This window comes from Bradyrhizobium uaiense (genome assembly GCF_010811875.1).
GTDB lineage: Bacteria > Pseudomonadota > Alphaproteobacteria > Rhizobiales > Xanthobacteraceae > Bradyrhizobium > Bradyrhizobium uaiense.
In genome coordinates this window covers 1-18,053 of sequence record NZ_VKHP01000199.1, presented here as the reverse complement: position 1 = coordinate 18,053, position 18,053 = coordinate 1, and the positions used below count along the sequence as shown (strand labels likewise).

At 61.7% G+C, this 18,053-nt stretch carries 23 protein-coding genes; 4 read left to right on the top strand and 19 right to left on the bottom strand.

Translation table 11 applies throughout. From position 1 onward, the window contains the following. The 3 genes from FNJ47_RS34565 to FNJ47_RS34555 all read left to right on the top strand — a co-directional run. Positions 1–607: NADP-dependent oxidoreductase (locus FNJ47_RS34565; protein ID WP_163160381.1), on the top strand; the 607-nt coding region annotated here is incomplete at its 5' end. A 110-nt stretch (positions 608–717) separates the two neighbouring features. Further along, positions 718–1,371: a nitroreductase family protein gene (locus FNJ47_RS34560; protein WP_163160380.1), complete on the top strand. Its 654-nt coding sequence runs from the start codon at positions 718–720 to the stop codon at positions 1,369–1,371. Between the two features lie 34 nt (positions 1,372–1,405). Continuing rightward, a complete protein-coding gene (locus tag FNJ47_RS34555; protein WP_163160379.1) occupies positions 1,406–1,951 on the top strand; it encodes a carboxymuconolactone decarboxylase family protein in 546 nt (181 codons plus the stop codon). Between the two features lie 139 nt (positions 1,952–2,090). On the opposite strand, the gene FNJ47_RS34550 is transcribed toward FNJ47_RS34555, so the two are convergent. The 3 genes from FNJ47_RS34550 to FNJ47_RS34540 form a co-directional block, all read right to left on the bottom strand. Further along, positions 2,091–2,846 carry an SDR family oxidoreductase gene (locus tag FNJ47_RS34550; RefSeq protein ID WP_163160378.1) on the bottom strand — a complete coding sequence of 252 codons (756 nt, stop codon included), beginning with the start codon at positions 2,844–2,846 and terminating at the stop codon, positions 2,091–2,093. Between the two features lie 67 nt (positions 2,847–2,913). Then, positions 2,914–3,333: a cupin domain-containing protein gene (locus tag FNJ47_RS34545; RefSeq protein ID WP_163160377.1), complete on the bottom strand. Its 420-nt coding sequence runs from the start codon at positions 3,331–3,333 to the stop codon at positions 2,914–2,916. Between the two features lie 81 nt (positions 3,334–3,414). After that, positions 3,415–4,851 (bottom strand): MFS transporter, encoded by a 1,437-nt coding sequence (locus FNJ47_RS34540; RefSeq protein ID WP_163160376.1) that lies wholly within the window; start codon positions 4,849–4,851, stop codon positions 3,415–3,417. A gap of 465 nt (positions 4,852–5,316) precedes the next feature. Between FNJ47_RS34540 and FNJ47_RS34535 the strand changes: the two genes are divergently transcribed. Beyond that, positions 5,317–5,763, top strand: coding sequence for a DUF3788 domain-containing protein (locus tag FNJ47_RS34535; RefSeq protein ID WP_163160375.1), 447 nt, complete (start codon positions 5,317–5,319; stop codon positions 5,761–5,763). Between the two features lie 282 nt (positions 5,764–6,045). Here the strand turns inward: FNJ47_RS34535 and FNJ47_RS50615 are convergent, their stop codons facing one another. From FNJ47_RS50615 to FNJ47_RS34460, 16 genes are all read right to left on the bottom strand, one after another. After that, positions 6,046–6,492 carry an MFS transporter gene (locus FNJ47_RS50615; RefSeq protein WP_283811334.1) on the bottom strand — a complete coding sequence of 149 codons (447 nt, stop codon included), beginning with the start codon at positions 6,490–6,492 and terminating at the stop codon, positions 6,046–6,048. A gap of 66 nt (positions 6,493–6,558) precedes the next feature. Beyond that, positions 6,559–6,876, bottom strand: coding sequence for an efflux MFS transporter permease (locus FNJ47_RS50610; RefSeq protein ID WP_206685376.1), 318 nt, complete (start codon positions 6,874–6,876; stop codon positions 6,559–6,561). Between the two features lie 703 nt (positions 6,877–7,579). Continuing rightward, the gene (locus FNJ47_RS34525; protein ID WP_163160374.1) at positions 7,580–7,981 is read right to left on the bottom strand and encodes an SPW repeat domain-containing protein; all 402 of its coding nucleotides are present in this window, start codon (positions 7,979–7,981) and stop codon (positions 7,580–7,582) included. A gap of 278 nt (positions 7,982–8,259) precedes the next feature. Next, entirely contained in the window at positions 8,260–8,949 is a 690-nt protein-coding gene (locus tag FNJ47_RS34520) for a sensor histidine kinase (protein ID WP_163160373.1), read from the bottom strand. A 156-nt stretch (positions 8,950–9,105) separates the two neighbouring features. After that, positions 9,106–9,639 (bottom strand): DUF1993 family protein, encoded by a 534-nt coding sequence (locus FNJ47_RS34515; RefSeq protein WP_163160372.1) that lies wholly within the window; start codon positions 9,637–9,639, stop codon positions 9,106–9,108. Positions 9,640–9,815: 176 nt separating this feature from the next. Next, positions 9,816–10,391, bottom strand: a complete 576-nt coding sequence (locus FNJ47_RS34510) for a cytochrome P460 family protein (protein WP_163160371.1) — start codon at positions 10,389–10,391, stop codon at positions 9,816–9,818. A 357-nt stretch (positions 10,392–10,748) separates the two neighbouring features. Beyond that, positions 10,749–10,853, bottom strand: coding sequence for an N-acetyltransferase (locus tag FNJ47_RS51695; RefSeq protein WP_236000260.1), 105 nt, complete (start codon positions 10,851–10,853; stop codon positions 10,749–10,751). A gap of 51 nt (positions 10,854–10,904) precedes the next feature. Continuing rightward, complete coding sequence (locus tag FNJ47_RS34500) at positions 10,905–11,558, bottom strand: peroxiredoxin-like family protein (RefSeq protein WP_163160370.1); 654 nt, start codon at positions 11,556–11,558, stop codon at positions 10,905–10,907. Positions 11,559–11,570: 12 nt separating this feature from the next. After that, the gene (locus FNJ47_RS34495) at positions 11,571–12,533 is read right to left on the bottom strand and encodes a LysR family transcriptional regulator (protein WP_236000259.1); all 963 of its coding nucleotides are present in this window, start codon (positions 12,531–12,533) and stop codon (positions 11,571–11,573) included. 202 nt (positions 12,534–12,735) lie between these two features. Next, the gene (locus FNJ47_RS34490; RefSeq protein WP_163160369.1) at positions 12,736–13,416 is read right to left on the bottom strand and encodes an antibiotic biosynthesis monooxygenase family protein; all 681 of its coding nucleotides are present in this window, start codon (positions 13,414–13,416) and stop codon (positions 12,736–12,738) included. 185 nt (positions 13,417–13,601) lie between these two features. Next, positions 13,602–14,348 carry a ferredoxin reductase gene (locus FNJ47_RS34485; protein ID WP_163160368.1) on the bottom strand — a complete coding sequence of 249 codons (747 nt, stop codon included), beginning with the start codon at positions 14,346–14,348 and terminating at the stop codon, positions 13,602–13,604. Continuing rightward, positions 14,341–14,946 carry a sulfite oxidase-like oxidoreductase gene (locus FNJ47_RS34480; RefSeq protein ID WP_163160367.1) on the bottom strand — a complete coding sequence of 202 codons (606 nt, stop codon included), beginning with the start codon at positions 14,944–14,946 and terminating at the stop codon, positions 14,341–14,343. Before FNJ47_RS34480 ends, FNJ47_RS34485 begins: the two co-directional genes overlap by 8 nt. Positions 14,947–15,482: 536 nt before the next feature. Continuing rightward, positions 15,483–15,896 carry a cupin domain-containing protein gene (locus tag FNJ47_RS34475; protein WP_163160366.1) on the bottom strand — a complete coding sequence of 138 codons (414 nt, stop codon included), beginning with the start codon at positions 15,894–15,896 and terminating at the stop codon, positions 15,483–15,485. A 142-nt stretch (positions 15,897–16,038) separates the two neighbouring features. Next, positions 16,039–16,491, bottom strand: a complete 453-nt coding sequence (locus tag FNJ47_RS34470) for a DUF1003 domain-containing protein (RefSeq protein WP_236000258.1) — start codon at positions 16,489–16,491, stop codon at positions 16,039–16,041. A gap of 210 nt (positions 16,492–16,701) precedes the next feature. Then, positions 16,702–16,983 (bottom strand): DUF427 domain-containing protein, encoded by a 282-nt coding sequence (locus tag FNJ47_RS34465; protein ID WP_163160364.1) that lies wholly within the window; start codon positions 16,981–16,983, stop codon positions 16,702–16,704. Positions 16,984–17,187: 204 nt separating this feature from the next. Then, positions 17,188–18,053 (bottom strand): LysR family transcriptional regulator (locus tag FNJ47_RS34460; protein WP_236000257.1); only part of this gene is annotated, 866 nt, incomplete at its 5' end.

The following is an 18,053-nucleotide window of genomic DNA, read 5'->3' as shown; positions in this document are numbered from 1 at the left end:
CGCAAGGGAGGCCCGCAACCTCGCGCTGTTGCCGGGCGACGTTGACTCAACGGTGGGCGCGAGTCTGCCGACCTCGGGCCTCACCGCTTGGCAGGGACTGTTCCAGCACGGCCGCCTTCAGGCGGGGCAGAGCGTCCTCGTGCACGGCGCGGCCGGCGCCGTCGGTTCGATGGTGACGCAACTCGCCCGCGAGTTCGGCGCCTATGTCATCGGCACCGGGCGCGCCGCCGACCGTCAGGCGGTGCTCGACTTTGGCGCGAAGGAGTTCTTTGATCTTGGCAACGACGCGCTGGAAGACATCAGCGGAGTCGATCTGCTGATCGATGGCATCGGCGGCGACATCGGAAAACGGTCCGCAGACCTGATTCGAACGGGAGGAACGCTGGTGTCCATCGTCGGGCCGGTCGAGGCACGGCCTGTCGACGGGCTCGCGATCGACTTCGTCGTCGAGGCCGATCGTGCCCAACTGAATGAGATCGTCCAGCGGGTGCGCGACGGACGACTGCGCACGAATATCGGCAACCTTCCGACTCTCGACGAGGCCATCGCCGCCTTGAATCCGACCAAGCGACCCAAGGGCAAAACGGTCATCCGCATTCGCCCCTAAGTCGACGCACGCCCGTTAATGCGCGCAGCCAACGGGCGCCGTCCATCCCGGCCAGTTCGCATACGCCGGTGCGGGCCTTCAACCTACCCCCTCAACCCAAAGGAATCACCATGTCCGACGGAATTACCTCAACTGACGAAATCACCATGACCAATGCTGTCATCGAATGCATCAGGAGCCGCAGCGCCGCCAAGTACTACGACCCTACTGCCACCTTGAGCGACGACCAGATCCGCGAGTTGGTACGAATCGGCACCACCGCGCCGACGTCCTTTCACTTGCAGAACTGGCGCTTCATCGCCGTACGGACGCCGCAAGCCAAAGCTCGACTACGACCGATCGCCTGGAATCAGCCCGCAACCAGCGAAGCCGCCGTTACTTTCATCGTCTGCGGGCAGTTGGCCGACTCAAGCGTCATACCGGATCGATTGGCGCCGCTGGTGGAGGCGGGCATCATGCCGCTATCGATGGTGCCGGAATGGGAAATCCCCGCGCGCGATCTGTACATGGCGTATCCGCAGCGCCAGCGCGACGAGGCCGTACGCACGGCCACCTTCGGCGCGGCGGCGATCATCTATGCGGCCCTCTCGATGGGCCTGGGTTCGACGCCGATGATCGGTTTCGATGCCGACGCGGTGGCCCGCGAATTCGGGCTGGCCGAGAACGAAGTTCCGGTCATGCTGCTGTCCATAGGCGCGCTCCGTCCGGGAAACTGGGCGCAGAAGCCGCGCCTGCCGGTGGCAGATGTGCTTGAACTCGTCTGATTGTCGATGAATTGGTAAACTTGCGGAGACTAGGATGTCGAGAAGTACAGCGCTGAAGCCAGAACAGGTGCCGGCCGATTCGAAACCGACCCTCGAGATGTTCACCAAGAACATCGGATTTACTCCCAATATGATGGCGACCTTCGCTGCCAGCCCGATTGCGTTCAACGCGTGGGCGACCCTGCTCGGCTCCTTGAGCAAGGCGCTCGACGTGAAGACGCGTGACAGCATCGGCCTCGCAGTCTCCGAAGTGAATCGCTGCGACTACTGCCTGGGGGTTCACAGCTTTACCGCCGATCACATGGCCAAGCTGCCGGCCAATGAGATCCTTCTCGCGCGGAAGGGCCATGCCAGCGACCCGAAGCGGAACGCCGCTATCGAGTTTGCGCGCAAAGTCATCGAGACCCGCGGCAAGGTCGGTGACGCCGACTTGAAAGCCGTCCGCGCCGCCGGCTATTCGGATGCGAACATCATCGAGATCGTCGCGCTGGTGGCCATGTACTCCCTGACGAACTTTTTCAACAACGTGTTCGATCCCGAGAAGGACTTTCCCGCCGTTGCGCCGGCTGGCTCGATCTGAACTCCATCGGGTCGCATCGACCATCTCCAGGTTGATGTGATGCAAACGTAAAGCCCGAGCCCGGATGCACCCCAGGAAAGATTCTCGGGTACGCGTCCGGGCTTTGTTCGGTTGGAGAACAGGAGGAGCTACGGCCTGATCAGGCTCCTTTCCGCGAGAGGCGTAACCACCCCTCGAGATACACGCGACCGAGACGCGCTTCGCCCAGTGGTACGAGCGACTTCTCCTCGAGTCGACCGCCGAAATATCTGGCCTCGGGATCTTTCACGACCTTGCGAGGGTCGCCAATAGCTTTCAGATAGCGAGCGACGATTTCGTTGAACGGCGCTCGTTCCGGGCCTGCGATCTCGACGATTCCGTTTCGCGGCTTGGCGAAGGCAACTTCGGCGACGAAGGCGGCGACGTCATCAGCGGCGATAGGCTGAAGCAGGCCCAGCGGGAGCCTGACGATGCCTCCATCCGTACTCGCATCGGCGATGCTGCCGAGGAATTCCAGGAACTGGGTCGAGCGGATGATCGTGTAAGGAAGATTCGAAGCCTTGATCAGCCTCTCTTGGGCGATCTTGGCGCGGTAGTAGCCTTGGTCGGGCACCCGGTTAACCCCGACGATGGATAGCGCAACATGATGCCGAACGCGCGCTGCGGTTTCCGTCGCGAGAATGTTGCGGCCGGAGGTCTCGAAGAATTCCAACGCCGCCTGGCGGTCAGACGAAGGCGCATTGGAGACGTCGATCACCACCTGCGCGCCGGCCATGGCTTCTTTGAGCCCTTCTCCGGAGACCGTATTGACCCCACCTCTGCGCGACGCCGCGACGACTTCGTTGCCGCCCTGGCGCAGAATGGCAACGATCTTCGAGCCAATCAAGCCAGTGCCCCCGATCACGACTATCTTCATGCGCTTTCTCCCTTTGAGTATCGGTTGGCTTTCGCCGATGCGCCAAACGAGGAGTGCGTCCTAAGGTTTATCTGATGGGCGTGGTCAGCGTTTTGTCATTAGTGTCGAGGACGAAGACAGCGAGCAGCTTTGCCGGCTCGGTCTTGCTCGCATTGCGGCTGATCGAATGGGTCGCGCCCGGCGGCTCGGACCAGCTCTCGCCTGCCCGATAGATGCGCGTCTCGCCATCGTTCACCTTCGACTCGATCGCACCCGAGATCACGTAGGCGTAGATGAAAGCCGACTTCGCGTGGGTGTGGGATGGAGAGGCTGCTCCCGGCGCGTAATCGACTTCCAGGGTGATCAGCGACTTGCCGGGGATATTCGGAATGGCCGCCTCGAAATTCTTCGTGACGGTTTGCCCTTCGCTATCATGGGCGAAGATCGGGCCGGCCATTGAGAGGGTGAAGGCGGCGCAGGTGGCGGCGATAATGGTTCGGATACTCATGTTCTTTCTCCTTCTGCCTATAGGCTAGTCTTCATTGTTTCCTCTCGGCCTCGCCTGCCTGCCGATTGCGGACCGAACGGGTTAGTCTCGCGGGATGAAGTCGACGTGGGGCCCCGGCTCGATAGTGAACACCGCGAGCGTGGCGAGAACGCAGGCGACCGCGGCGACAGCCATCGCCATGTGGAATCCCGAGAACAGCTCGGGACAACCCTGCTGCAGGACGCCGCCGAGCAGAGCGATGGCGAACAGCGACCCGGCGCGCGAGACCGCGCTGTTGACGCCAGACGCGGTGCCGGCGCGCTCGGGTTCAACGGAGGTGAGGACTAGCGTCGTCAACGGCGCGATCGCCAAGCCCATGCCCAAAGCCAGCAACACGATAGCGGGGAAGATGTCTGCCCAATAGGTCGCGTTCGGACCGATGCGGAGTGCCATGGCGCATCCCAAGGCGGCGACGGCACCGCCGGAAAACAATGGCAGGCGTCGGCCGAACTGGCGACAGAGCATGCCGGCGAGCGGCGAAACGACCGTGATCAGCACCTGCATGGGAATGAAGGCCAGCCCTGCCGCCAACGTCGGCAGGTGCGCGCCGCGGATCATCACGAACGGGATCAAAGTTAGCACGACCGTGAACGGTGCGTAGAGGAGCGCAGTAAACAGGTTTGCGCCGATGACCGACCGCGAAGTAAGAAGTGACGGCGGCAACATGGCGGCGTCGCCTAATCGCCGTTGGCTCACGATCAGGCCGGCCAGGCCGCTCAGACCGACGACCAGGGTGAGGAGCACACCAAGGCTCAATCCCGAACCATTGGTCAGGCTGGTTAGCCCCGCGCCCAGCGCGCCGAGCCCAACTGCCGAAAACACCGCGCCAGCGACGTCGACCCTGGCGCGACTAGTTGGAGAGTCCTTAGGTATCCACATGGTGCCGACGGCCAGCGCGCCGACCGCTGCAGGCAGAAGCATCAGAAAGGTCATCCGCCAGGAGCCGTGGTCGAGTATCACGCCGGCAACTGCGGGCGCGCCGCCGCTGGCTACAGCCGCGGCGGCAGACCAGATGCCGACCGCGCCGGCTTTCTTGTCGGCGGGAAAGGCCCGCCCTAGCACGGAAAGGCCATTGGGCAGTATCAACGCTTCGCCCGAGCCTTGCAGGAATCGGCCAACAATGAGCGGCGCGAAACTCGGCGCGAAGCCAATCGTGGCTGCGCCTAGACCGTAAAGAGCGATCCCCCCGAGGAATATCCGCTTCCGTCCGAACCGGTCCCCCACAGCGCCGGCGACCAAAGTCAGGGCCGCAAGCGGCAAGAGTTCGGCATTCATCACCCATTGCAGTTCGAGCGGCGACAGATGCATGTCTCGGCCAATCGCCGCCAGCGCGACCGCGACGACCGCACTGCTGACGAACACGAGGGAACCGCCCAAGCTCAACGCAGCGAGCGTCTTGGTGCTGCCTCCAGCGCCAAGGGCCACCGGCTCGGAGAGCGCCAGGCCGCGGTCAGTCAGCATCAGGGGCGCGCTGCTCACAACCTGATCCCTCCGGTCGCTTCGTTGCGGGATATGTTTCAGCGAAAACGCCCGTTAGGCATGGCATGTGCAGGACCACATTTTCTAATAGCCGTCATGCATAGTTTGGATAGCAACCGGGAATGCTGTTGCGACGTTTTTCGCCGCCACTGGTCAATCAAGGAAAGTTGCGCAGGCCGCGACGGCATCATGCCGCGCAGCGAGGCAATGCCGATCGTCTATCGATTCGATGGCGAGAGGTGATTTCCCTTGTCGGTATCCGACTGCCACGGTGTGAGAGCGTTGTCAGAAGCACCTGCAACCCGAGACAAGATTGCAAGTGCCCTCTCCCAAGTGCCGTCTCCTACGAACTAGAGACGGCGACTCGCTACGAGGTGCGACCGTTCATAGCGCGGTGCGGCCGCAGCGCTATTGATTCAGACCTCTGCGCCCAGGAGCTCGGGCAGGAAGCGTAAGGAAAGCGGCATGGAACAACCCCACCAGATCGGCGACAGGATCACCGACAGATCAGCACCGCCCGATGACGGCACTGTCCGCGACTGGATCGGACAGCGAGCGTTCAAGCATTGGGCCGAACTAAGAAACTGGATCGAGGCATACTACCCCAGCGTTTTCGAGCCCGATTGGCTCTATGGTGGCAAGAAGCGCGGTTGGTCCCTGCGCTACAAGAGGACCAAGGCATTCTGCACCTTCATTCCGGAATACAAGCGATTTTCCGCGGTGGTGGTCTTAGGGAAAGCGGAACGAGAGAAGTTTGAAGAGCGGCGCTATGTCTGGCGTCCGCAGTTGGTCAAACTCTACGATGAAGCCAAGACATACATCGACGGCAAGTGGTTGACAGTCGCTATCTCATCTGCGGATGATCGGCACGATGTGACCAAGCTTTTGACCATGAAGCGTCCACCACAGTGACGCGGTTGAATGTTGCGGAACTCTGCAGTAGCTTGCGGTTTTTCTGAGGGGGAGTGCGGGAAGACCCGTTGGCGCCTGGCGTGATCGAGCGCATGACCTGCTTGGCCCGTCCTTCGCCGTACTCGTGGTACCGCTCACGCGTCCGTCCTGTCGAGCGCTCACCGGATCGACGAAGGCTCTATAACCAACAGCAATGTTGCGATCCGGATTGCACAGTCTGCCGACGCGGCAATGACCGCAGGCGTCGCGTCTTTTGATCCGCTGCTGTTCCGCGTAAGGACGCTATCTGAACCGACGAGCGCCGCTGGAAGTCGCTCCCATCAGCGCGAAGCCCGGTCCGGCGACCAAACAAAAGACTGCGCCATGATCTCCGCCCAGGCCGAAGATCAGCGAGACCAAGGCGGACCCAACAGACCACCCGACGTAGCGAGCCGCAGCATTCATCCCGCTTGCGGCCCCGCTACGACCTACGGGTCCAGCCGTCATCATCGCGATGTTGTTGGGTGTCTGGAAAAGACCAAAGCCGATGCCGCAAAGGGCCAGCCGCCATACGACATCCCACTTCGCCGGGGTTGTCGGCAAGAAGACCATCAGAAGCAGGCCGGCCGCCAGAAACGCTAAGCCAAGGCTGGAAATCACCGATGCGGGGTGGCCGGTTGTTATGCGACCGGCGATGGGAGCCGTGACGGCGGTCATGAGCGGCCAGGGAGTCAGGAGGAAGCCTTTCAACGGGCGAAAGATGCATTCTTGTTTCGAATAAGATCGGCAGCGAGACGTAGGCAAGAATTTGCGCCGCTAGGAGCAGACGGATATCCACATCGAGGCGGCAAACGGCACAATGCGAAAAAGATCGAATGGCAACATTGGCTTAGGATGCTGAAGCTGTTGCCGAACGAAGAGGCCAAAGCAGAAAACACCTGCCACGATCTCTCCCATCGCCATGCGTTCATCGCCAATACCCAACGAACCGACGCCGACGACGAAAAGCCCGAACGCCAACACATTGAGAGCGGTTCCGGTCAGATCCAGAGCGTAAGCAACTCGAACGTCCGGTGGTGCAGTGACGACAAATAGCGGTACGGCGAGGCCGAATGGCACATTTGCCAGAAACAACCAGGGCGATTTTGCGACCGATAGTATTGTCGCGGCGACGCGTAGGACCCAATGCTCCAGGTATCGCCACGGCTAACGCGACCAACGCCAGGCCTTACCGATCGCGTCGAGCGGGTAGATCACGCGCACAAATGCAACACGGCCACGGAAATCCCGGCAGCTCCGGCACCGTGAATTAGCCGCGCACTCACCAGCGCCGGCAATGTCGGGGCGAAAGCGCAACCCAGCGATGCGAGGACAAACACAACTAGACCGGCCACGTAAATCTGCTTCAGACCGAGTGTTTCCTCAGACTTGATATGGGCAACAAGCAAACCGTCGCCGATAACTGATAAGCATTCACGACCCAAACGGTCGCAGCGTCACTACTTCCTAATGAACGCGAGATGTTTGGCAAAGCGATATTGACGATCGCACTTCCGAGGGCGCTTAGACCAAGTCCAAACAAGATGCAGAGCATTACCCAGCGTCGCTTCGACACTGCTAAACAATCGAGATCCACCATCGCACCGGGCTCTCCAACTTCAGCAGAGATCGACACTCGAGGCGCCCGGTATTCTCTTCAACATTGGTCCGCCCGCCGGAAATTGCTGAGATTGATACCGACAACACACTCCAGACGACAGGACGTTCGATCGACGCGACATTTCATTCCTTCTGAGCAACTCCGCAACGGGATGTCGCGTCGGACCCGAACTCATCCTCACATCGCCTTCCGCGTACCGAGGTTCGCTCGCTGGCTCGCGCCCATCTCGGGCGCATTGAAAACCGAGGTCGTCAACAGAACCGCGGCGGCGAGAACCAAATAGTACCAGGCGTCGAGCCCAGTAAATTGGAAGACAAACGTCGCAACGATGAAAGCCAAGCCCACAGCACGGTCCACCCAGAGATGGAGCCAATAGGGGATGACCCGGATTAGCCCTGTCGGGTGGTCCGTCAGAGCCGCCAGCAGCAGTGCCGCCGCGCCGGCCGCCACCGAAAGCCACAGCGCGGGCGGGTTGCTCTGCCCGAGCTTCAGCAGGAAGGGCGCGACCATCAAGACGATCGCGATGGGATAGTCGATCAGATAAGCGTGGATGGATTTTGTAATGAAACGGATTGGCATGGCCTGACTCCTGGTTCTGTTGCTTTTCGGTCGAGTTCTTGCGGCATCGAGAGGGGAGGCAACGCACGCGAACCGCGGGATGATCGCGCTGGGATCGAGGGTCACGCGGCGCTGCAGCCCGAATTATCTCGATGAGACGCAGGCGAAAGCTATTCACGCTTGCGCGCTACTAGAAGTGCCGGATCGTTATGGTTTTCATTCCGCAGACACCAACGAGACCCGAGGGCACGGAGCAAGCGCTCGAACGGTCATCCGCAATCCAACAGTTTCGCTTCCGTCTAACTTTCAGCAACAATCGGCAAGTAGAGCTCGATGCGCGTGCCCTGCTCCGGCGCGCTGTGAACTTCAATGCGGCCGCGCGCCTGATCAACGAAGTGTCGTATCATCGGAAGTCCAAGCCCCGTTCCGCTACCTTTTGGCTTCGTCGTAAAGGACGGTTCGAATACCTTTTCCAGGACGTCGGGGGCAATGCCGCTTCCGGAATCAGTGACGCTCAGGGAAACATACTCCTGGCCATCGTCGCCTGCCGGCGAGCAAGCTTTCCTGGTTTCGATTGTAATGAGACCTCCCCTAGGCATGGCGTCTCGGCTGTTTATTACAAGGTTTATGAGTGCACATTCGAGCAGGTGAGAATCACATAGGATCCAAGTATCCGAATCGGGAAAAGCCAATCGAAGCGTGATCGCCTCACCCGCGACGTAGCGCAACATATCACGCATTGAAGATACGGTCTTGTTAAGCAGAATCAGCTCGTCTGATTGAAGAGTACGCCCGGCGCTCATAAGCCGATGCGCCAACTCGCCAGCGCCAACCAATGCACGTTCTGCAACTTCTATGAGGGAATTGAGGTCAGATGTGCGCCCGCTGGCAACGCGCAAGCGCATCAGCCCGAGCGCATTTGCCATGCTCTGCAATCTATTGTTGAGGTCGTGAGCGACCCCGCTTGCGAGTAGATCTTTCGTATGCATGTCGTCGTCCCGTTGCAAAGTCTTTTGGAAATAGCAATTCGCTCGCTCTGATGTCCGCTTAGGGCTTCAACGTACTAACGACCGCATATAGCTCGCTCACCCTCGGTAGCCTAAGCCCGCCGTCTTGAAGTCCTCAGTGCGTGCTGCGCGCCGCGATCACGAATAGTCGCCACCGCTTTGCTGACTAAGGTTGCCAAGGTAATTGCGTTTCCCGATCTTTGCTCCAAGATGTCGAAGGATCGCGTGCGCCATCGATATGTGAAAGAAGAAGTCGGGCAGCACCAGGTGCCGGATGTAGTCGTCGCCGCCGAACCACCCTCGCACGATAGGCGGTGTCAACTCGTACGTGTGGGACTGCGCAGCGGCGACATCATCCGGCTGCACTTTTTGCAGGAAGCTGCGCGTCTCGAGGAGCCGGCCCTTTAATGCCGAGTAAGTCATGGGGGTATTGTGGGGTGCTGGCGCTTCGCGCTTCATCAGCTTCGCCATGTGCGCGTCCACCTTGTTGCGGCTTACAGAAAACTGTTCTCCGAAGCTCAGCATGTCGGACGCGAGCCGCTCGCCCAGGATCGTCCCGGGCTCAAGCCCCCTCATACACTCAAACGCGTGAGCGTGGTCGAGATAGTCGTCCATCACGTCCAGTCCGTGCACCATGACAGGAACCGTGATGTCATAGACCGAGAAGGACACGTCCAACTCCATGTGCTCGTTTGCATTGTGAACATCGGCCGAACCCGACGTCGATATCCGAAACGAACAGTCACAATCAGCTCTTCAACCTACCGGCTTGCGGTACCAGCTTTTGGGATTCGACATTGACCTCCGCGAAACCGCGGCGAGAGGAGAGTGGCCACGCATACAGTCGCCTAGTGACGCAGGACGGGATATCCGTTCACATAAATCCAGTCCGTGGACTGTGCGGGCACGTGGCACCCCTGGCAATCGGAATGGTAGTCCGTCGAAGTAGTCTTGAGCGGCTTGTCCGCGTCGAACCATGACCATCCCCACCCGTCGCCCCACAACGGGTTGCCAGGGTGCGTCCCCTTGCTGTCTCTCACCATGACGAACCAGCCCTTAAGCTTGTCAGCGTGGCTTACCGTGCCGGTGGTCATCTCGTTCGTCGAGGTCGCGAAGACCTCTTTCACCAGAACGGCGCCGTCTGGGAAGTGCCCCGTGCTCCGGTGGGCGTCGATCGCGCCCGGAGACGCGTAGACGGTGTGGATTTCTTTCGAGCCCTGGCCGCTGTCGGCGGCGATAGCCCAGCTGCCGAGCGCTTGGTAGAGGTTTCGGTAGTCAGCCGGCACGCGCAAGTGCCCAGCGGTGTCCACCACGTTCGCGGTCGGGCCAGTTGGAACTGCTCCGCTGACCTGCGTGAGCGCTGCCACAGTGCTGGCGACCAGCGAGACGGCGACAGCGAAGCCGACAATCCTCAGTAATTTCATCGGCGGCTCCTTTGCTGCTCGCGCGCGGCAGGGTAACTCCGCGCAACGACTTCAATCACTCCGGGGCCAACCGCGTGTGCACGGCGGCCTTGCAGACCCAAAGATCGGATGCCGCCGACGAAATTAGAAATTCCCTTTGGACATGTATTCGATAGGCGTGAGGTATTCTCGCAAAAAGCGATGTGCGCTCCGGCGTCCCGTCCGTCCGCCATCAGCCGTCGAGGAGTTCGCCGTACTCGGGGCGGCGGGCAGCGTAGGAGGACATGAAGGGGCATTTCGTGATGACTCTTTTCCCGAAGCGTCGCAACGCTTCGAAAACACCATGCGCCGGCCTCGATCCGCACCCAGGCCAGACAGCTATTGTGGCACCTCCGTGTGCAGCAGGACGACGCGACCGCCTTCGAACTTGTAGTAAGCGACTGCGAGCGCGGCGTCGCGGAGCGGCATTTCAAACCGGCTCATCGCCGGATTGTCCGGATGTCGCTTTCCATTTCTGCCTCCCTCAAGAGGACGTCAAAGCGCCTGGCGCAGCGAGGCCAAGATGTGCGCCGGCTCCTGCCGTATCGTGAAGTCAGGCTCGACGAACGCGCTGCGGATCCGGCCTTCGGCGTCGATCACGTAGGTCGCGGGAATAGGCAACATCCAGTCCGGTGACCCGTGCCGGGCGCCGAAGTCGAAGCCTAGCCCGGAATAGTACACCTTGATCTCGTCGGGCACCCGGAACAGCACGCCATACGACATGGCGACGCCGCAATCGACGTCGGAGAGCACCTTCAGGTCCAAGCCCAGGCTCCGCTTGAGCCGCCGCGGGAAGTCCCTCGTCTCCGGCGTCACGGCTGCGAGGGTCGCGCCGACGCTCTCGAACTCATCCTTCGCGGCCTGGAGGGCGCAGAGCTCAGCCGTGCAGAACGGACACCAGCCGCCCCGGAAAAAGCTCAGGACGAGGGGTCCGTTGCGGCGCAGCTCTTCGGAGGAATGGAGACGGCCGTCGGCGTCCGGCAGGAGGAAGTCCGGAGCGTCGTCTCCAACTTTCAACGCGTGCGATGCCACGCCTGTATCGCGGAGCCAGCCTACGAGGCGGTTGTATGACTCCCAGTCCGCGGCGCTGAACGTCGTCAATAGCTCGGAGCGAATTTGGGCGAGTGCTTTGTCGGTCTGGTATGTCATCGGCAGGAGCCATCAAGCCGCAGATCGATTGGTACGAAGCCGTCGGCGGTCGGCGCGTATATCATGCTCGCTGCCTGATCGCGTGTACCGGTGGGGGACCTCGGCCGACCAGTCGCGAAGCCGTGCTACCTTGACGAAAGCGTCTAGTGCCGGCGAGTAGCGGCGCCCCTGCACAGCCAGCAGCCGCACCTCCCGCAAAACCGGGTTGCCTTCGAGCGGAATGGTCTTGAGCGTTGGAAGGCATGGCATGTGCTCAGGCGCGAGTATCACGCCGAAGCCGGCCGCGGCCATGTGCTGCAGGTGCAGGTCGTGACCGCTGCAGTGCCCGAGGCGGGGCGGTTCCTCGGGGAAATACGACCTCCGGATCTTAGGGGCGACGTCGCATTCGTCGCGTTCCAGCAAGACGGTTTCACGAAGATCGTCGATGCCGATCGAGGGACGGTTTGCGAGCTGGTGTGTCGGGGCGAGAACCGCGACGTAGCGCTCCTCGAACAGCGACCAGTCGTCGATGCGGGCTGGTATGTCCCGCATGTCCCCGACCATTGCGGCGTTGATCTCCCCCTCAAGCAAAAGGTCGATGAGCTTCTCCGCCGCGCCCTCGCGCAATTCGACGTGAAGTCCAGGGACAAACTTTGCAATCTCCGCGATTGGATCGAGGACGAGCGACGCCGAGATGGATGGAGCGAGGCCGATCCTCAGTGGCGCGACCTCCTTGCGTTGGAACTCCCGCGCCCTACAACGCGCCGCCTCTGCCGAGGCCAGTATGCGCTCTAGCATCGGAAGGACTTCCTTTCCAAGGTCGGTAAGCTGCGTAAGCTGGCGTTCGCGGTAGATCAACTGGCCGCCGAGCTCCTGCTCAAGCTTCTGTACCCCCTTGGTCAGGGCGGGCTGCGTGACGTTGCACTGCTCGGCCGCACGGGTGAAGTTGAGCGTCGCGGCAACGGCGAGAAAGTAGCGAACTTGATGAAGCTCCATGGATTGTCGTTCTCCGTCAAAGTGAGGTCGTCGACACAGACGAGCCTTGGCACTCGACGACGTGACGGGGCACGTCGCGGTCATGAAACCTAGATGCAACTTACATGAACGCGTTGGAACGGTCCGGCCTATTGATTTGGACGCACGGACACACCTTCTGGAGTCTCTGAGAGCGAGCGACCGGTGCGCGGCGAGGTGGATGTCAGGCGTGGAGGGTCTCGCCGCCCTCGGCATCCCTGTAGTATTGGGGAGCTTCGCGACGGTCGTATTTCCCGTAGTCGCGCACGATCCGCACTGTCCGGACCCTCGCATTGTCGTTCAGCGCAGAAGAGTCCTCGTAGGCCTGCGCCGCAGCGGCGTTCTTCCAGGATATGACCAGAATCAGGTCACCGGGCGTGAGTACGGCGTCGAAGATATCCCAGGACGTGCTGTCAGCGGCCCACGGGTTCAGGCCGAGCCACTCGGCGCAGTCGTACGGATTGGTAGTCGGCTTCCATTCCGCGGGGCGAGTCGAATTGATCAGCGTGACCGTCGTCCCCTCCCCGACTTCGGTCTCGTCGAGCCTCTGCTCCGTGAGAGCATACCCCGTTGGCACCTGATTGTCGGCAGTGATCTGGCCGACGCGCAGGTGGTAGTCTGCGAAGATCTCTTCGCGGCCCTTCTGCTGGACTTCTTGATGGCGCCTGCGGGTGCGCCAACGGACGAGCGACTTCTCGTCCCGCCAGGTCGAAACCGAAAGGATCCAGCCCTCGCGGGTCAGACTCTTGTAGCGTATGTTATCGACGAAGCCCTCGACCTGCTCCAGCTCGGGACGCAGCATCTCGGCCGCGTCGAGGTAGTCATCCCAGTTATTGGGGCGGACCTCAAAAATCACTGAGAACATGTTCGAATCCTGCTTTTGGAGTGCTGCGACGCAGTCGATCTCGATGTCGAAGTGCCCCGCCCAGGCGCACCGCCTTCACGGCAGACGACCTTCAAGCCGTCGACATCGATCGTTTTAGACAGCATCCGCGTCGCTCCTGTTTCCTGCACCGACACGTCTCTCGCAAAACGAGAGGGATCGATCCCTCAAGCGCCATAGCGTTCAGTCTTGATCGTTCCGGCTTCCAGTCCCAAGGCGAGAACGGCGTCCGCCGCGATGTCGACGAAGGCGTTCGATCCGCATACGAAGGCGCAGCCGGGGGACGCAGGCAGGCGCGCCGCGACGTCAGCGACCACCCTGGCATCGATCCGTCCGCTGAAGTCGGTGCGGCGCGTCGCAGGCTCCCGTGTCAGCGCCAAGGCGAACGCGAAATCGGGAAGCGACGTCTCGAGCTCGAGGAGCTCGTCCCGGAACAGGACCTCACACCAGGTCCTGGATGAGAGCAACAGCGCGACAGGCACGACTTCGGCGCTGGCCTTCCGATACCGGATCATGGCCATGAGCGGCGCGACGCCGGAGCCGGCGCCGATCAAGAGCACTGGTTTGCTTGAAGGCCGCGGCCAGAGAAAGTGTCCGCCGAGCGGCCCGCGAAGCTCGATCGTGTCGCCTACTTGGGCGACGTCGTGGAAGAACGGGGAGACCTCGCCGTCCGGGAGGCGCTCGATCGCCAGCTCGATGACCCTGGAATCGCTCGGGGCCGAGGCGATCGAGTAGCTGCGCATAGCAGTGTAGCCGTTGGGCGCGATCAGCCGCACGTCAACGTGCTGTCCGGCCTTATGGTCGAACGTTTCGGAGAGTCTGAGAAAGAAGCTCTTGATGGCCGGCGTTCTCGTCGCGATTTCGACAATCGCACAGCTCTGCCATCGCGCGGTTGCGGCAATCGCTTCAGTCATTTGTGTATCGCTGCTCATTCCACGGATCGCCGTACATGTGGTAGCCGCGCAGCTCCCAGAAGCCGGCCTCGTCGCGCTCCGTGAACTGAAGACCGTTCACCCACTTTGCCGATTTCCAGAAGTAGAGATGCGGCACGAGCAGGCGCGCCGGCCCCCCGTGCTCGCGCGGCAGCGGCTGGCCTTCGTACTTGAGCGCGACCATCGCCTTCCCCGTTGCAAGGTCGGCGAGCGGCACGTTGGTGGAGTATCCGTCGAAGCAATGTGCGAGTACGAACGGAGTGGGCGCGCTAAGGCCAGCGTCGGCTAGGATGTCGTCGACGGCCACGCCCTCCCAGGCGGTGCTGAGCTTCGACCACGAGGTCACGCAGTGGATGTCTCGCGTCATCCTGGTTCGTGGGAGCGCGTTGAACTCCGACCAGCTCCACACTTTGACCGGTCGAGGTCCGACCTTCAGCGTGAAAGTCCAGTCTGCGGGCTCGATCCGCGGCGTGGGGCCGGCTGTAAGCACCGGGAAATTGTCGACGAGGTGCTGTCCCGGGGGCACCCGGTCCGATGGTTCTGATCCGGATTGGCGGCCCGTGAAACCGCGAGTGACCATGACGGATTTCCTCTGTCGGCGGGTGAAAAGAGTGTCGTTTCGCACGATACGGTAAAGCTGCTGTGCGTCGGATGAGGTACCAGCGAAGCATTGAATTCCGCGCGGCGAATGGAAAATGACATCATGCTATGAAGTCGATAGCCGCTCGTTATGACGGCGGGCCGCCTTCCACATCGGGCTCACCGGACGCCGACTACTTCTGCGGCGATGGCGGCATGATCGTGCGGGAAGCTCCGCGCGTGGTCGATGATGGTGGTGTTTGGCGACCTTGCGGTGATTGAGCAAGGTGCCGTCGGCACGGGTGATCTTATCAGCCCCCGCGTGCGCTCTTCGGCGAGAGGGGATTCCTGCAGACGACGAGGCGCGTTGGCGCGGCTTACCACTGCCGCTGCGAAGCGCGGTTGGTCCGAAGCTGGGAGGGCCTTAGGCACACCTGGCCGGCGTGTGAAATCAATCATCTGGCGCGGCCGCGAGCGGCCGGCGCCCAGGCCCGCGGGGGCGCACGGTCACGACCGCCGCGAGCCGCGGTCCCGCCTCTAGGGTAGCGTCAGGCCGAAAGCGGCCGGGTCGGGCCGCTTGCCGTCCAGGGGGACCAAGAAGCGCTCGAACCCACCTGGCACGAAGCTGACTAGCAGGGTCGCTTGGTCGCCGACCACCTCGATCGTATGCGGCACCCCGCGGGGAAGAGCCGCATAGGCGCCCGGCCCCACGTCGACGCGGGCATCGCCAACCCGCGCGATCAGCTGCCCCTGCACGACGTAGACCAGCTCGTCCTCGCGCGAATGGGTGTGCAGCGGCGGCTCCTCCCCGGCCCGTACTGTCCACAGGACAGCGCCATAGTCGCCTCCGGACTGGCTGCTCTCTACTTTCATCTCGACGCTCGAACCTCCGCTCGAGATCACTGTCTCGCCGCCGTGGGGCGGCGTGAGGACCGGCTGCTGGACTGACATTTTGTAGCCTCCTATTATTGGATCCTTGTTCGACTTCGCAGTAGCGGCGAAAGGTTGCCGCTCACAACGTACCGGGAAGGATGGAATTCCGCGCGGCGAATGGGAAATGACATCACGCCATGAAGTCGATAGCCACGCGTAATTACGGCCGTCCGACTTTCGAATCGGATTCGCACGCGTGCGAGGCCGACTGCTGCTGCAACTCGGTCAGCACCATGACGGCCTCGGTGAGCTTCAGGAATTCCCACTCGCGGAGTTGGTCGATCTTCTCGTGCAGCAATTCTATCTCGAGTTCCGCCTTCACGTTGATGCGGTAGTCCTTCTTAGCGGCCTTGCGATCAATGTCCTGTTGCCGGTTCTGGCTCATCATGATAACCGGCGCTGCGTAGGCGGCCTGGAACGAAAGCGCGAGATTGAGAAGAATGAACGGGTAAGGGTCCCAGCCGCTGATCGCACCGACCAGGTTGGCGGTTATCCAGACGATCAGGATCGTGCTCTGGACGATGATGAAGCTCCACGATCCCATGACGGTGGCAACCGCGTCCGCTATCCTTTGCCCCGTCGTCAGGCGCGCAGCCGCCGGAGGCTCATTCATGGCCCGAAGCCGAAGCGAATGGCGCGCTCGCCTGAGGTCGGCGAGCAGGTCGTGCTCAGCCGGCTCCATGCCGCCGGGGTTTCCCGCCTTCTCTTCCACGCTGCCAGCACCCGTTCCGCTCGATTACGCGGTCGATTTCATCTTTGTGCTCGTCTTGTGCGACCCTACACGCAACCATCACTTAGCTCCCGTCTCGGCCTTTCGCTCGCGCTACCTGACGTCAACGCCGTTCCAGAAAGCCACGTGGTCCTTGATGTTCGCGGCCGCCGTCGAAGGCTCAGGGTAGTACCACGCGGCGTCCTCGTTGGTCTTTCCGTCCACCACCAACGAGTAGTACCTCGCCGTACCCTTCCACGGGCAGCGGCTCGTCGTCGAACTCGTCTGAAGGAACTCCTCACGGACGCTCCCGGGCGGGAAATAGTGATTTCCCTCGACGACGATCGTCTTATCCGATTCCGCGATCGTCGCGCCGTTCCAAATCGCTGTCGTCATTCCCTGTTCCTCGCCTTGCAATGTTGCAGCGATGACTCCAACGCTATCGCACGCCACGACCTTCGCGAAATAACGATCGGTAATGGATTGCATAGCGCTACGCTTCGCCCGGGCCACGCAACTGTGACGCAAGCGGCCCCCGGGTCCGACAAGTTGGGCGCCAACCGGAACTCGCCCCCGGTCTGGTTTGGCATCGGTAGGGTGTCAGGCTGCGGATCGGTTGGCTTGAAGCGGTTGGCCGCGTATTGTGGTCATGCGGGCGCGCTCGCTACCTCCGGGAGTATCACGCGCGGCATGCCCCCGGTAGGGGACTTCCACCGACCAGTCGCGAAGCCGCGTGACCTTGATGAAAGCGTCCAGCGCCGGCGAGTAGCGGCGCCCCTGCACAGCCAACAGCCGCACCTCCCGCAAAACCGGCTCGCCTTCGAGCGGAATGGTCTTGAGCGTTGGAAGGCGGGGCATGTGCTCGGGCGCGAGCATCACGCCGAAGCCAGCCGCGGCCATGTGCTGCAGGTGCAAGTCGTGACCGCTGCAGTGCCCGAGGCGGAGCGGTTCCTCGGGGAAATACGACCGCTGGATCTTCGCGGCGACGTCGCATTCGTCGCGTTCCAGCAAGATGGTTTCGCGAAGATCGTCGATGCCGATCGAGGGACGGTTTGCGAGCTGGTGTGTCGGGGCGAGAACCGCGACGTAGCGCTCCTCGAACAGCGACCAGTTGTCGACGCGGGCTGGTATGTCCCGCACGTCCCCGACCATTGCGGCGTTGATCTCCCCCTCAAGCAAAAGGTCGATGAGCTTCTCCGCGGCGCCCTCGCGCAATTCGACGTGAAGTCCAGGGACAAACTTTGCAATCTCCGCGATTGGATCGAGGACGAGCGACGCCGAGATGGATGGAGCGAGGCCGATCCTCAGTGGCGCGACCTCCTTGCGTTGGAACTCCCGGGCCCTACAACGCGCCGCCTCTGCCGAGGCCAGTATGCGCTCTAGCATCGGAAGGACTTCCTTTCCAAGGTCGGTGAGCTGCGTAAGCAGGCGATCGCGGTAGAACAACAGGCCGCCGAGCTCCTGCT